17 protein-coding genes and 1 pseudogene are annotated in these 13,634 nt (G+C 67.4%); 5 read left to right on the top strand and 13 right to left on the bottom strand.

The annotated features are described in order from the left end of the window. Positions 1-15: 15 nt before the first annotated feature. The 5 genes from AC1RRR_RS16735 to AC1RRR_RS16715 all read right to left on the bottom strand — a co-directional run bounded on the left by AC1RRR_RS16735 (position 16) and on the right by AC1RRR_RS16715 (position 3,564). The gene (locus AC1RRR_RS16735) at positions 16-432 is read right to left on the bottom strand and encodes an MAPEG family protein (RefSeq protein WP_492814824.1); all 417 of its coding nucleotides are present in this window, start codon (positions 430-432) and stop codon (positions 16-18) included. A gap of 119 nt (positions 433-551) precedes the next feature. Further along, on the bottom strand, positions 552-1,133 hold the full coding sequence (locus tag AC1RRR_RS16730; protein WP_492814822.1) for a hypothetical protein: 582 nt from the start codon (positions 1,131-1,133) through the stop codon (positions 552-554). Continuing rightward, positions 1,130-1,867: a phosphodiester glycosidase family protein gene (locus tag AC1RRR_RS16725; RefSeq protein WP_492814819.1), complete on the bottom strand. Its 738-nt coding sequence runs from the start codon at positions 1,865-1,867 to the stop codon at positions 1,130-1,132. Before AC1RRR_RS16725 ends, AC1RRR_RS16730 begins: the two co-directional genes overlap by 4 nt. Before the next feature lie 111 nt (positions 1,868-1,978). Continuing rightward, on the bottom strand, positions 1,979-2,827 hold the full coding sequence (locus tag AC1RRR_RS16720) for a prephenate dehydratase (RefSeq protein ID WP_492814817.1): 849 nt from the start codon (positions 2,825-2,827) through the stop codon (positions 1,979-1,981). Further along, on the bottom strand, positions 2,824-3,564 hold the full coding sequence (locus AC1RRR_RS16715) for a 3-deoxy-manno-octulosonate cytidylyltransferase (protein WP_492814815.1): 741 nt from the start codon (positions 3,562-3,564) through the stop codon (positions 2,824-2,826). The genes AC1RRR_RS16720 and AC1RRR_RS16715 overlap by 4 nt, the downstream gene beginning before the upstream one ends. 167 nt (positions 3,565-3,731) lie before the next feature. On the opposite strand from AC1RRR_RS16715, the gene AC1RRR_RS16710 reads away from it, so the two are divergent. The 3 genes from AC1RRR_RS16710 (at position 3,732) to AC1RRR_RS16700 (ending at position 6,130) form a co-directional block, all read left to right on the top strand. Next, the gene (locus AC1RRR_RS16710) at positions 3,732-4,433 is read left to right on the top strand and encodes a c-type cytochrome (RefSeq protein WP_492814813.1); all 702 of its coding nucleotides are present in this window, start codon (positions 3,732-3,734) and stop codon (positions 4,431-4,433) included. A 110-nt stretch (positions 4,434-4,543) separates the two neighbouring features. Next, a complete protein-coding gene (locus AC1RRR_RS16705; protein WP_492814812.1) occupies positions 4,544-5,059 on the top strand; it encodes a thioredoxin family protein in 516 nt (171 codons plus the stop codon). A gap of 30 nt (positions 5,060-5,089) precedes the next feature. Beyond that, positions 5,090-6,130, top strand: coding sequence for an alpha/beta fold hydrolase (locus AC1RRR_RS16700; RefSeq protein WP_492814810.1), 1,041 nt, complete (start codon positions 5,090-5,092; stop codon positions 6,128-6,130). A gap of 28 nt (positions 6,131-6,158) precedes the next feature. Here AC1RRR_RS16700 and AC1RRR_RS16695 read toward each other — a convergent pair whose 3' ends face one another. Further along, positions 6,159-6,404, bottom strand: coding sequence for a hypothetical protein (locus tag AC1RRR_RS16695; RefSeq protein ID WP_492814808.1), 246 nt, complete (start codon positions 6,402-6,404; stop codon positions 6,159-6,161). Between the two features lie 209 nt (positions 6,405-6,613). Between AC1RRR_RS16695 and AC1RRR_RS16690 the strand changes: the two genes are divergently transcribed. Further along, positions 6,614-7,582 carry a helix-turn-helix transcriptional regulator gene (locus tag AC1RRR_RS16690; protein WP_492814806.1) on the top strand — a complete coding sequence of 323 codons (969 nt, stop codon included), beginning with the start codon at positions 6,614-6,616 and terminating at the stop codon, positions 7,580-7,582. A 10-nt stretch (positions 7,583-7,592) separates the two neighbouring features. Here the strand turns inward: AC1RRR_RS16690 and AC1RRR_RS16685 are convergent, their stop codons facing one another. Together AC1RRR_RS16685 and AC1RRR_RS16680 are read right to left on the bottom strand one after the other, a co-directional pair. After that, entirely contained in the window at positions 7,593-8,426 is an 834-nt protein-coding gene (locus AC1RRR_RS16685) for a C40 family peptidase (RefSeq protein WP_492814804.1), read from the bottom strand. Beyond that, on the bottom strand, positions 8,423-9,829 hold the full coding sequence (locus AC1RRR_RS16680) for a leucyl aminopeptidase family protein (protein WP_492814803.1): 1,407 nt from the start codon (positions 9,827-9,829) through the stop codon (positions 8,423-8,425). Before AC1RRR_RS16680 ends, AC1RRR_RS16685 begins: the two co-directional genes overlap by 4 nt. An 85-nt stretch (positions 9,830-9,914) precedes the next feature. On the opposite strand from AC1RRR_RS16680, the gene AC1RRR_RS16675 reads away from it, so the two are divergent. Continuing rightward, entirely contained in the window at positions 9,915-10,727 is an 813-nt protein-coding gene (locus AC1RRR_RS16675; protein ID WP_492814801.1) for a tetratricopeptide repeat protein, read from the top strand. A 16-nt stretch (positions 10,728-10,743) separates the two neighbouring features. Here the strand turns inward: AC1RRR_RS16675 and AC1RRR_RS16670 are convergent, their stop codons facing one another. From AC1RRR_RS16670 to AC1RRR_RS16650, 5 genes and pseudogenes are all read right to left on the bottom strand, one after another. Continuing rightward, positions 10,744-11,070, bottom strand: a complete 327-nt coding sequence (locus AC1RRR_RS16670) for a GIY-YIG nuclease family protein (RefSeq protein WP_492814799.1) — start codon at positions 11,068-11,070, stop codon at positions 10,744-10,746. Positions 11,071-11,275: 205 nt separating this feature from the next. Then, positions 11,276-11,473, bottom strand: a complete 198-nt coding sequence (locus AC1RRR_RS16665) for a hypothetical protein (RefSeq protein WP_492814797.1) — start codon at positions 11,471-11,473, stop codon at positions 11,276-11,278. Between the two features lie 73 nt (positions 11,474-11,546). Further along, positions 11,547-11,656, bottom strand: a pseudogene (locus AC1RRR_RS16660) (hypothetical protein); the annotation flags it as partial. Beyond that, complete coding sequence (locus AC1RRR_RS16655) at positions 11,653-12,639, bottom strand: type II secretion system F family protein (RefSeq protein WP_492814795.1); 987 nt, start codon at positions 12,637-12,639, stop codon at positions 11,653-11,655. The pseudogene AC1RRR_RS16660 and the gene AC1RRR_RS16655, both read right to left, overlap by 4 nt. Before the next feature lie 12 nt (positions 12,640-12,651). Then, positions 12,652-13,629, bottom strand: coding sequence for a type II secretion system F family protein (locus AC1RRR_RS16650; RefSeq protein ID WP_492814793.1), 978 nt, complete (start codon positions 13,627-13,629; stop codon positions 12,652-12,654). Between the last annotated feature and the right edge of the window lie 5 nt (positions 13,630-13,634).

Here is a 13,634-nt window from a genome sequence, read left to right as displayed (position 1 = left end):
ATCGCGGGGGAGGATCTAGAAAATCCGCATCAACTCCCGCACCACCATCGCCGCCAGCACGCCCGTGGAAATCACGAACAACAAGAACCGCACCGCCACCAGGTTCACGCTGACCTGCAGCAGGCTGTGCAGCACCCGCACGCCGACATAGACCCACGCGAAATGCACGGCCATGCCGTCGGCATGCCCCGCCACCTGGATGGCCAGCGCCGCCGCGTAGAAGATCGTCGGCTGCTCCATCAGGTGGTTGTAGTTGTCGGCCGCCTGGCGGGCCGTGTCGGGCAGCCCGTCCAGCGATCCGGGAAACCGCGCGTCCTGCGGCTTGATCCCGGCCTTCTGCATCGCCGGGATCCGCTGGACGTACATCCACAGCCAGATCAGCAGCGACCAGCCCACCAGCGCCATGACCGGCGCGATCATCGAAGCTTGCATCTTCTCGTCCCCTCCCCAGGGATTTCTCGTTGTTACCCCGGGGAGAAGATCAGAGAACGACGTTCGCGCAAATAGTGACGTTTGGGGAGGACGGTGCTTCGTTGCTGCGCTACCCGAAACTACCTGACGAACATCGTCTTGCCGGGGAGCTCGTGGCACTGCTCGGCGGATACCATCTTGGTGATGTCCTCAACCGGCGGGCATATGCGCGCGCCCGCCACACCGGCGGACGGCAACATTCTGACATAGCGGCCCTTCACCGCCCCGGCCTCGGTTTCTTCCCGTTCCAGTTCGATATTGAGCTGTCCCTCGTCCACACGTCCGGAGAGAATGAAGCTGCTGTCGCCCAAGCCCTCGACCTGGATCTTCTTGGGCGAGCCGACATAGTTCAGCGTTCCCTTGATCGCGTAGATCCTGCCGTCCTGGGCGGCGACCTGCTCCTTGATGTCCAGCACCACAGGTCGCCCTCCCACCATACCGCCCCACTCACCCAGGTAGTGGTCCGGATCGGGGCCGAAGAGCTTTTGGGCCAGCGCGGCAGGCGAGATCACCAAGGCGCCCAGATAACCCGCCACCGCGAGCACCAGAGCGCCGGCCACGGCCTCGACGATCTTCGATTGGAACAACGAGCCGAGGGTTTCCTTGGGCTTCTCCGGTTCGGACTTCTCTGGTTCGGATTGGACTTGTTCGAGCTGGGTCATCGACGAGACTCTGCGCAAAGATAAGAGGTGATCTTGCCGGTGGATGGCGCGATCGACTTCTTGGGGGTCGCCAGAAACGCCGAAGGCCCACCGTCGAAATTCATCATCCAGTCGATCTTGTGGTCGAGCATTGTCGATGCGCCTTCGGCGAACCGCTTCAGCGACAATGCGGAGAGGCCGCCATGGTCTCGGTTGTAGGCCATGATCATGAAGCGCCGGCCGTCCTTGAGCCGCCCCAGGGCGACCCGATTGGCCTTCTTGGGGTCCTCTAGTCCGTCGAGCTTTCCGTCCATGAAGAGGATCGGATGGGACTGAATGACGTTGCGCGCACCTTCCGGCCACTGAGCCCTATCCCGAAGGCGAAATATCCGCGCGTCACCGTCCTCCAGGACGACAACCCCGCCGTCCGGCCGCTGCTTGAAACGGCTGATTTGATGGCCATCCACGATGATGAGGCCTTCCGGTTTCGTCCGGGAGCCTCTGCTGGAGAACCCGCCAGTCATAGCCACGCCATCGCACCGCAGGATCTTCGACACCTGCGCAACACGTCCGTCCAGCAAAGGGAACTTCACCGAAAGACGATAGTCGGCCGGAAGGACCACATAGGCATAGGCCAGATCCTTGCTCACGGCCTTGATCTGCAGCTGTGGCGGCTCGGCAAGGGCGACCGCTCCCCAACCGGCAGCCGTCAGGATACCCGCAAGCAAACGCGCGGTTGTCGTCCACTTCGCCATCGCGCCGGTCCCCCGGGCAGAACGCGTTGAGCCAGATCGGCGCTACTTTTAAGAGTTCCGCCTACATATACCCGCCTAACGGCAGGCGCTAGGGAGAATGGAGCGGGACCCCTAGCCCCGATCGCGGAACGGATCGGCCGGGTACACGCCCAGGATCTCGAAGCGCTCGGAGAAGAACTTCAGCTCGTCCAGGGCCAGGGCCAGCGAGCGGTCCTCTGGCCGGCCGTCGACCTCGGCGTAGAAGAAGGTCGCCGTGAAGGCGCCGCCTTCCATGTAGCTTTCCAGCTTGGTCATGTTGACGCCGTTGGTCGCGAACCCGCCCAGGGCCTTGTACAGGGCCGCCGGCAGGTTGCGGACGCGGAACACGAAGCTAGTCACGCAGCGATGGGTGAAGTCCGGGGCCGGCGGGGCCTTGTCGGCCGTCATCACCAGGAAGCGGGTGGTGTTGTGGCGCTCGTCCTCGATGTCGCTGGCCAGGATGTCCAGGCCGTAGATTTCGGCGGCCAGGGCGGGCGCGACGGCGCCGCGCGTCGGGTCGGGCTTCAGGGCCAGGGCCTTGGCCGCGCCGGCGGTGTCGCCCGCCGCCTCGGTGGCCACGCCCAGCTTGTTGAGGCTGTGACGGCACTGGGCCAGGGCGATCGGCATCGAGGCCACCACCTTGACGTCCGACAGCTTGACGCCCTTGTTGGCCATCAGCTGGAAGCGGATCGGCTTGAAGCGCTCGCCGATGATCTTCAGGCCCGAGGCCGGCAGCAGGTGGTGCACGTCGGCGACCCGGCCGGCGATCGAGTTCTCGATCGGGATCATGCCCAGCTCGCACACGCCGGTCTTGATGGCCTCGAACGCCTCCTGGAACGTCGCGCAGGGATAGGCCTCGTGATCCGGGAAATAGGTCCGGCACGCCTCGTGGCTGTTGGCGCCGGGCTCGCCCTGGAAGGCGATCTTCTTGAGGATGCTCATTGGGCCTGTTTTCCAGCTTCTTGGCGTGCGGCTTCTAGGTCTGAAGGATTGTCGACGGAGATCGGGGCCTCGGCGGCCACGGCCGCGCGGATGATCATGCCCTGCTCCAGGGCGCGCAGCTGTTCCAGCTTCTCGCGCTGTTCCAGCGGCGAGGGCGAGGCGGCGTTGAAGGCCTCCAGCGCCTCGCGGCGATAGCCGTAGATGCCGATGTGGCGCCACACCGGCGCGTCGCCATAGAGCGTCGAGCGGGTGAAATAGAGCGCGCGGCCGCTTTGACCGTCGTCCTCCATGGCCAGCACGGCCTTGACCACATCGGGGTTGGACCGGTCGGCGGGCGAGGCCTCGGGCGCGACCACGGTGGCGATGTCGGCGTCGCCGAACTCTTCCAGGATGCGCGCGCAGTCGCTGAGCACGGCCGGATCGACGAACGGCATGTCGCCCTGCAGGTTGATGACCACGTCGTGCTCGAACTGGGGATCCAGCTCAGCGAGCGCCGCCAGGATGCGGTCCGAGCCCGAGGGCAGGGCCGGATCGGTCAGCACCGCCGTCCCGCCGGCCGCCCGCACCGCCTCGACGATCTCCGCATCGCCGGCCGCCACGGCCACCGGGCCGATCCTGGCCGCCAAAGCCTGGTTCAGAACCCGGACGATCATCGGCAGGCCGCCGATATCGGCCAGCGGCTTGTTCGGCAGACGCGTCGCCGCCATCCGCGCCGGGATCAGGACGATGGGGTTCATGACGCTTCGTGGCCTCAAATCTTTGCCAACCGGTTGCGCGAGGGGCGGTAGCGTGTAAGAGACGCGAGCGCAACATGACGCGTACTGGGGACTCATTTGGGGGGCTTCCGGTACGCAGGTTTCAGACCCGCCTTCCGACGGGTGGACAAGAGGCTGACAAGGCTGAAATGAGCGACCTGACGTTCAACAAGATCGCTGGCGGCGTGCTGCTGACCGGCCTCGTTATCTTCGGTCTCCGCGAGGCGTCGGACATCGTCTTCAAGAAGCATGAAGTCGAGAAGGCCGGCTACGAGATCGCCGTGCAGGAAGAATCGGCCGGCGGCGCCGCCGCGGTCGACACCCCGCCAGACTGGAATGCCGTGCTGACCCCGGCCAACGTGGCCGCCGGTGAAGCCGTCGCCGCCAAGTGCGCCGCTTGCCACAAGCTGGACGCCTCGAACGCCAACGCCACCGGCCCCGGCCTGTGGGACGTTGTCGGTCGCAAGCCAGCCGCGCACCCGGGCTTCAACTATTCGGGCGCGATGAAGGACTTCTCGGGCAAGACCCCGGTGTGGGACTACGACGCCCTGTACCTGTTCCTGAAGGCGCCCGGTAAGGACGTCCCCGGCACCAACATGACCTTCGTGGGTCTGAAGAAGCCGGAAGATCGCATCGCGATGATCGCCTACCTGCACAGCCTGGGCAGCAAGCTGCCGGTGCCGCCGCCGCGTCCGGCCGCCGCCGCCGCGGCTCCGGCCGCTGCTGGCGCTCCGGCTGCCGACGCCGCCGCGCCTGGCGCTGTGGGCGGCACGACCGCTCCGGCCGCTGGCGCGGCTGCCGCTCCGGCCGCCCCGCAAGCCGGTGGCGCTGCGGCGCCGCCGAAGGTCTGATCGCTTCTTAAGCGGATCACCGAATCTGAAAGGGCCGCGAAGTTTTCTTCGCGGCCCTTTTTCTATCCGGCAGCTAGGCTTTGAGGACTGAACGTCCGCTTGAAAGCCTTATGTCGATGAAGCTCCGCGTCCTGGCCGTCGCCGGCCTCCTGGCCCTCACCGCTCCGGCCATGGCCCTCGCCGCCAAGGCCCCGACCGTCGCCCTGAAGTCGATCGACGGCCTGCCGACGCCCCTGCCCTATCCCTATGACGAAAAGGCCGACGCCGAGGCCGACCTGGCCGTCGCGCTCAAGAAGGCCAAGGCCCACAAGAAGCTGGTCCTGATCGACCTGGGCGGCAACTGGTGCGGCGACTGCCGCGTCTTCGCCGGCGTCATCGAGCAGCCCGACGTCAAGCGCTGGGTCGACAAGCACTACGAGGTCGTGACCATCAATGTCGGCCGCTACGACCACAACATGCAGATCCCGGCCCGCTACGGCGTCGACAAGCTGAAGGGCGTGCCGTCCTTCCTGGTCGTCGACACCAAGGGCAAGCTGGTCAATGACGGCGCCTTCTTCGCCCTCACCGACGCCCGCCACATGACGCCGCAGTCGATCGTCGACTGGCTGGCCCAATGGGTGAAGTAGGCGGAAGAGAGCTTTTCCTCCGGGGGCGTGATGAAGCGTTTGTGGGCTGTCGCGGCGGCCGTGTTGTTGCTTGCGCCGGGGATCGCCCAGGCGGACTGCAAGGCAGGCCAGGCGATCGGCGAGGCCAGCTTTGTCCAGATTGGCGGCATCCGCCAGTGGGTGACGGTCAACGGCCAGGACTGCGCCAACCCCGTGGTGCTGATCGTCCACGGCGGCCCGGGCAATCCGAACACGCCCTTCGCCGAGGCCCTGTTCGGCGCCTGGACCCGCGACTTCACGATCGTCCAGTGGGACCAGCGCGGCGCGGGCAAGACCTATGCTGAAAGCAAGCCCGCGGAAGGCGAGCGCCTGACCATGGCACGCCTGACGCAGGACGGCGTCGAGGTCGCCCGCTACGCCGCCGGCCACCTTGGCAAGCGCAAGATGATCCTGATGGGCGGGTCGTGGGGTTCGGCCCTCGCCGTCAACATGGCCATGGCCCAGCCCGATCTGTTCCACGCCTATGTCGGCACGGCCCAGCTGGTGAACTACCAGCTGGACGTCCAGGCCGGTTACGCACGGACCCTGGCCCTGGTGAAGGCCGCCGGCGACGCGGAGTCCTTGAGCAAGCTGGAGACGATCGGCCCGCCGCCCTGGACCAATCCTCGCAACTTCGGGATCCTGCGCCGCATCGGCCGCAAATACGAAGCCCTGGCCAGCGACCCGCCGCCCACGGGCTGGTTCGCCTTCGCCCCAGGCTACGACACCCCCGTCTACGAAGCCGACTACACGGCCGGCGAGGACTATTCGTTCTTCGAATTCGTCGGCCCGGCCGGCGACGGCATGGGCCCGAAGATCGACCTGCGCAAGCTGGGGACCCGGTTCGCCATGCCGGTCTGGATGCTGCAAGGCAACGCCGACCTGGTCACGCCGCCCGAGGTGTCGAAGGCCTATTTCGACGAGATCATCGCGCCGAAGAAGACCTGGGTCCCGCTGGCTCGGACGGGACACGACCCGAACCTGACGATGATCGACGCGCAGTTCGCGGCGCTGATGGCGGTGCGGGCCAAAGCGCTCGCGGGGGACCGCTAGAGTCCCCTGCTTGCACCGGCTTCGACCATCAGCCCCGCTTGATGGTCTGGGTCGAGGACTCGGACGACCGCTCGCGAAGCTCCTGCAGCATCTGCAGGATCTTCGCGACGAAGCCCTTCAGGGCCTCCTGCTGATCCTGGGCGGCCGACGTGGCCTCCGCGGCCTTCGTCCCGGTTCCGACCGGACCGGCCAGCGCCGGCTGGGTGGCCAGGAGACTGGTCGAAGCGATGCAGACGGCGATCGATAGCGATCGAACGCGACGGACGATGGTCATGAAACACTCCCTGGGATGTCCGACAGCGACGCCGGTTTTGAAATCGCGGGAACCTTTACGGTGAACCCACGGCGGAGGGCTTGACCTCTGGAGCGCTGGGTGCGGACTGACGAGCGGAACCGCGGACTTTTATGACCGCTGGGCGGCAAGACCGGTTTTCTTGCGCTTCCGCGACCTGCAAGGTGTGCGGACACAGCGCTGGACGTCGAATGAACCGCAAGACCTTCACGTCCCGTAGCCTGCCGGCCCATTTGAGCGACAAGACCCGTGTCGCGCGTTGGCAGGAGCTTTGGGGCGACGAAGTCGGCGCCTGCGATATCGCGGCGATCCCGGACCGGCCGTTCGAGGCGCGGGCCGACGTCGCCTGGTTCGACGAGGTCGTCGTCGCGCAGGTCGATGCGACGACGAGCCACTATGTGCGCACCGCGGCGCAGGCGGCCGCCGACAAGCACGACTATCTCTATATGGGCTTCAACCGATCGCCGCGGCCGGTCTGGGTGCGCCACTGCGGTCGCGACAGCGTGATCCATGCCGGCGAGATGCTGATCTGGAGCAATACCGTCGCCTTCGAACGGCGCGAGCAGGATCGCGTTTCCGGCCACATGATCGGCTTCGACCGGGCGCGATTGGCGGCCCTGGCGCCGGAGATCGAGGATGCCGTGGCCCGCCCGATCGCGGTCAATACGCCCGCCCTGCGGCACCTGCAGAGCTATGCCGATTTCCTGCTGCGCAGCGGCGAACAGGCCCTGCCGCCGGCCGTCGGCGTCAGCATCGGCGCCATGTTGACCGATCTGGCGGTGCTGGGACTGGGCGGCAGGGGAGACGCGGCCGAAGCGGCGATCGGCAGGGGGTTGCGCGCGAAACGGCTCACCGATGTCCTGCTCGCCATCGATAGCCGCTTCGCGCAGCCTGGGTTTTCGTCGGAGGTGTTGGCGCGATCGCTGGGTCTGTCACGACGCTACGTCAATGAGCTGCTGGCGGAGACCGGACAGTCGCTGGACCAGCGCGTCAACGCCTTGCGGCTCGCACGCGCCATGTCACTGCTGACCAGCGCGGAAGGCGATGTGCTGCGCATCACCGATATCGCCGCGGCGAGCGGCTTCAACGATCTGTCGTATTTCAACAGACAGTTTCGCCGAACGTACGGCCTCTCGCCAAGCCAGGCGCGGGGACGATAAAGGCGGCGCGTTAGACCCGCCGATACCCCAGCACCCCGCCCGTCGGCGTGCCCTCGATCCGCGCGACCGCCTCGGCCAGCGGCTCCACGGCCGTGGCCATGTGGTGGGCGTTGGCGTGCAGGATGGTGTCGGCGTCCAGCAGGATGGCGACGTGGCCCTTCCAGAAGATCAGGTCGCCGCGCCGGCGGTCGGCTTCGGCCACCTCCGGGAAGAAGCCGCGCTGCATGTCGGTGTCGCGCGGGCAGGCGCGGGCGCAGGCGTACAGCGCCTGCTGGACCAGGCCCGAGCAGTCCAGGCCCAGGCTCTCGCGGCCGCCCCACTGGTAGGGCGCGCCCAGGAAGCGCTCGGCGACGGACACGTAGTCGCGCTGGCCCCGGCCGATGGCGGTCAGGTGAGCCTCGACGAACCAACCGGTGCCGGCGCCCTTGGCGAAGCGGCCTTCGCGCGCCTCGATCGTGATCAGGCTGTTGAGGCTGTACAGGCCTTCGGGCCGCGACTTGATGTCGGGCTTGCTGAACGCGTAGGTGCGGATGGCGCTGACCGCGTGGGTCGGCGGATGGCCCTGCTCGGCCAGGTCGGAGACGGCGACGTAGCCGACATAGCCATCGCGCGGCGCCTGGCCCCAGGCGAAGCCGTCTTTTTCCTCCAGCACGCGGAAGACCTCGCCGAACAGCAGCTGGTCCCACTGCTCGGCGTCGGGCGCCGCGGCGGCGCGGATGGCCGTGGACGGGACCGCGCAGACCATGACCCGGCTCTCGGCGTAACGTTCGGCCGGGGCCAGGCCTTCCAGGCGCTGGTCGGCCAGATCCGGACGGGCCAGGGTGATGCGGGTGTCTAGCGTCATGCGAAGCGGCTCTTGATCATGGCGAACGCGGCGCGGATGGCCTGGACCTCCGCCCCTACCGGGAATCCGGGGCGTCCCTTGGGGTTCCAGGCGAAGACGTCGAAGTGAGCCCAGGGACCGAACTCTTCTCCATTTGGCGCGAAACGCTGCAGGAACAAGGCCGCCGTGGTGGCGCCGGCCTGGGCCCAGCCGTCGGGATCGTTCTTGAGGTCGGCGATATCGCTGTCCAGGGCCTCACGATAGGCCTCGGTCAGCGGCATGCGCCACAGGGCGTCGGAGACCTGGCGCGAGGCCGCCTCGATCTGGCCGGCCAGCTTGTCGTCGCTCGTCCAGAACGGGATCACGAACGGCCCCATGGCCATCCGCGCCGCGCCGGTCAGGGTGGCGAAGTCCAGGGTCAGGGCGGGCTTGAGCTCGCCGGCGCGGGTCAGGGCGTCGGCCAGGATCAGGCGGCCCTCGGCGTCGGTGTTGCCCACCTCCACGGTCAGGCCGGCGCGGGTCTGCAGCACATCGCCCGGCCGCATGGCGTCGCCGGCGATGGCGTTCTCGACCACGGGGGTCAGGATCACCAGCCGCACCGGCAGCCTGGCTTCCATGATCATGCGGCCCAGCGCCAGGGCGTGAGCGGCGCCGCCCATGTCCTTCTTCATCAGCCGCATGCCGGCCGAGGGCTTGATGTCCAGGCCGCCGGTGTCGAACACCACGCCCTTGCCGACCAGCACCAGCACGGGATGCGAAGGATCGCCCCACGACACCTCGATCATCCGCGGCGCACGCGCGTCGACCGCGGCGCGGCCCACGGCGTGGACGGCGGGGTAGTTCTCCTTCAGCAGGTCATCGCCGCGCACCACCGACAGGGTCGCGCCGTACTTCTGCGCGATCTCGCCGGCGATGGTCTCGATCTGCAGCGGCCCCATGTCGTTGGCCGGGGTGTTGACCATGTCGCGCGCCAGGGCGCAGGCGTGGGCGAAGGCGGTCACGGCGGCGGCGTCGACGCCCTTGGGCGCGACCAGGCGGGCGATCGGCTCGCCCTTCTTCTTGTAGCGATCGAAACGGTAGGTCCCCAGGGCGAAGGCCAGGGCGGCCTCGGCCGGATCAATGCCCTTGGGCAGCTTGGCCAGGGCGTAGTCGCCGGCCGGCAGCTTGCCCGCGAGCGTCCGAAACAGCGACAGATCAACGCGGCCAGGTCCGGTGCCCAGCAGCACCCGCTCGACAGCGCCACTCGCGCCCGGGACCGTCAGCACCTGGCCGGTCTTGCCCGAGAACTTGTTGGCGGCGGCGTAAGTCCTTACCGGAGCACGCTTTTGCGCCAGGAAGGCCTCGACTTCGCTCTCCGCCAACGGATGGACCGGGATCGCCTGGCCCGGGGCGTCGGCGAGGATCGGGTGCGTGACGTCGGACATCGGCGAAACCCTTTAAAATTATGCTTAACGATTCCTTGAGGGCCGCGCCCGGATGATGCGCGCACTCTCTGGAGACATGTCTTTCATGTGTCGCAAGCGCGCGCTCGTCGCAACCGTTCTCGCCCCGGCTTTCTTGGCTTTGGCCGCTCCCGCCTTCGCGGCGGACGCGCCCAAGCCGGCCTCGCCGGCCGTCGCCGCCCCGGTCAAGGCCTCGCCGCAGCAGCGCGCCGAAGCCGCGCGCCTGGACCCGCTGGCCCGCGCGGCCTTCTGGGGCTCGGAGTTCGAGATCGATCCGGCCGACGCCCAGGCCGGCGCTGGCCTGGCCCAGGCCCTGCGCGGCCTTGGTCGCAACGACGACGCCGCCGAGGCCGCGACCAAGGCGCTGGTCTCCAACCCCAATGACGAGACCCTGCTGCTGGAACTGGCCCGCGCCCACATCGCGCGCGGCCAGGGCTTCTACGCCATCGATCCGGCCCGCAAGGCCGCCGCGGCCAACCCCAGGGACTGGCGTCCGCTGACCCTGCTGGGCGTGGCCTACGAGCAGGCGGAACGCGACGACGAGGCCGAGGTCGCGCACCGCCAGGCGCTCGCTCTGGCCCCGACCGAAGCCACGCCGCTGGCCAACTACGCCATGCACCTGGCCGCCAAGGGCGACCTGCCCGGCGCCGAAGCGCAACTGCGCCGCGCCGCCGCCCTGCCGTCAGCCACCATCCAGGTGCGCCAGAACCTCGCCTTGGTCGTCGGTCTGCAAGGCCGCCTGCCCGAAGCCGAAAAACTGGCCCGCGCCGACCTCCCCCCCGAACAGGTCGCCAACAACCTGGCCTACCTCCGCGCCGCGACCGGCCAAGCCGGCGCGAACCGCAGCTGGGATTCCCTGAAGGCCGGCGGCGGGCAGTAGGGATCGGGGTAGGCCGTTAGATCTGGCGGGGAACGGGCGTCCACTCGAAGGCGGCCGCGTACAGATCATCCCAACGAGGGTTGTCCCGCTCAATCAGATTGATCTTCCACTGGCGCGGCCAGCGCTTGATCGAGGTCTCGCGCTGAATGGCCTCGGTCATCAGCTCGTGTTCCTCGTACCAGACGAGGCGGGTCAGCCCGTATTTGCGCGTGAAACCGCCGTGTCGTCCTTCACGGTGGTCAGTGGCGCGGGTGAAGAGATGGCCGGTCACGCCGACGTACAGCGTCCCGCGATAGCGGTCAGCCATCATGTAGACGGCGATCCAGGCTTCGCGTGGAACCATGTGTCCTCCCCCTTGCACAGAAAGAACAATACGCGAACAAATAATCCCGTCATTCCCGCCCTTGTGGCGGGAACCCCTCTGTCCGTCGCAGGTGCGGGCGTGACTTCACGCCAAAGCGCTCCGCTTGCGTCTCACTTGCGGGCTGAACCAGGGGTTCCCGCCACAAGGGCGGGAATGACGGTTGAATTTTTGAGGTGAGAGTATTCTACCCCGCCAGCGCCTGGCTCATCACCTGCGCCGCCTTGGTGAACGTGCTCAGCAGGGGCGCGGCGATCAGGTGTTTCATTGTGAACGCGAAGAACGCCGCCAGCCCTAGCAGCAGACCCATCTCCAGGGCCGCGCCGCCCTCTTCCTCCTCCGCGAACACGCGGATCGGAGGACCCTTGCCGAAGCCGTAATCCATCGCACTGTCCCAAACCGAAACGTTCCGGTTAAGGACTCGCAAACCATACGCCAGTTGCGGGGAGGCCGTGGGTCCGCCCTCGTCCTTCGACAAGCTCAGGATGAGGGCTATTGGCAGGGCGGTTCAGTCGAAAACCTCATCCTGAGCTTGTCGAAGGACGAGGTTTTCGCGCTCGGGCGTCACTTCTTCCCGAAGACGTCCATGATGCTCATGATCGCCGGGCCCAGGATCATCAGGAACAGCACCGGTAGGAAGAACATGATCATCGGCACGGTCAGCTGGGCCGGCAGGGCCGCGGCCTTCTTCTCGGCGGCCGAGAGGCGCAGTTCGCGGTTTTCCTTGGCCATGACGCGCAGGGCGGTGCCCAGCGGCGTGCCGTAGCGCTCGGCCTGGATCATGGCGGTGGCCACGGACTTGATGCCCGGATGGTTGGTCCGGCGCGACAGGTTCTCGTAGGCCTGGCGGCGATCGGGCAGGTACGACAGCTCGGCGGTGAGCAGGCTGAGTTCCTCGGCCAGCTCCATCGACGAGGCGCCGACTTCCGAGCCGACCTTCTGGATGGCCGCCTCGATCGACATGCCGCTTTCCACGCAGATCAGCAGCAGGTCCAGCGCGTCGGGGAAGGCGGCGACGATCGACTCGCGGCGCTTCTGGGCGATGTTGGTGATGTAGACGTTGGGCGCGTAGTAGCCCAGCGCCAGGAAGCCCACGCAGAAGCAGACCTTCTGGATGGGCAGCAGGCCAAAGCCGTTGATCACGTACAGATAGAACGCCGCGATGGCCGCGCAGGCGAACGGCATGACGAAGCGGAAGAAGTAGAAGGTCGAGACCGGGCGCGGGCCGCGGAAGCCGGCCTGGGCCAGCTTGTCGACGACCTTGGGATCCTCCAGCAGCCGCGACAGCTGCAGACGCTCGACGACGTTCTTGTAGAGGCCTTCGTCGGTGTGGCGCAGCGAGCTGCTGCCCGGACCGGTGCGCGTGGCGATGTTCTGGCGCGAGCGGCGCCTGAGCTCCTCGCGGCGGTTGGCCACCGACTTCAGGCGGCCTTCCAGGTTGTTGTCGCGCATGGCCGGGGCGGCCAGGGTGATGATGGTGGCGAACACGACCAGCGCGATGAACGCCGTCAGCAGGTTCGAGGGATCGGTCAGGGTGTCGACGATGGTCATGCGGCCCTCCCCCTAGAACTTGAAGTTGATCATCTTGCGCATCACGAAGATGCCCATGGTCATCAGGGTGGCGCCGGCCAGCAGCATCAGGTGGCCGCGCGGGTCGGTGAACATCGGCTTCATGTAGGCCGGCGACGTCACGGTGATCAGGGTGACCACGGCCGGCGGCATGCAGCCGATGATGAAGGCCGAGGCGACCGCCTCTGCGGAGAGCGCCTTGATCTTCTCCTTCATCAGCTTGCGCGCGCGCAGCACGGTGGAGAGGTTGCCCAGGGCTTCAGCCAAGTTGCCGCCGGTCTTCTGCTGGATGGCCAGCACGATCGAGAAGAAGCGCAGCTCGTTGGTCGGCATGCGCTCGTACATCTTCTCCAGGGCCGCATCCATCGGCACGCCCATGGCGACGTTCTCGGTCAGGGTGCGGAACTCGCCGGCCAGGGGCTCGGGGCACTCCTTGCCGATGATCTTCAGGCAGTCGTGGACCGGCAGGCCCGACTTGATGCCGCGCACGATGATGTCGACGGCGTCGGCGAAGGCCTCGGTGAACTTGGTGGTGCGGCTCTTGCCCAGGAAACCCAGCACCCAGCGCGGCAGGCCCAGGCCCGCGGCGAAGCCCGCGCCCAGGGCGCCCAGCGGCGACTGGCCCAGCACCAGGATGATCAGGGCCACGAACACGCCCAGCACGCCGCTGACGATCCAGAACATCTTGACGTTCGGCGCGAGGCCCGCGGCCTGCATGCGCGCGCCGATGCTCAGCGAGGCCTTCTTCTGCTTGCGCTCCTGGTCCTTCAGGGACTTGAGGATGGCCTGGCGACGGGCGTCGGGCGTGTTGGCGGCGGCCTTGGCGCGGACGCTGGCCTGGCGCTCGCCGCCGCCGGCGATCAGCTGGGCGCGCTTGGTCGCCTTGACCGTGTCGCTGTCGCCGCCGGCGAAGGCGAAGCCCAGCCCCGCGATGGTGATGAAGCCCAGGATCCCGGCGATGATGAACAGCATCGCCG

Source organism: Caulobacter sp. GW821-FHT12D05, assembly GCF_058807295.1.
This window is presented reverse-complemented; position numbering and strand designations above follow the sequence as displayed.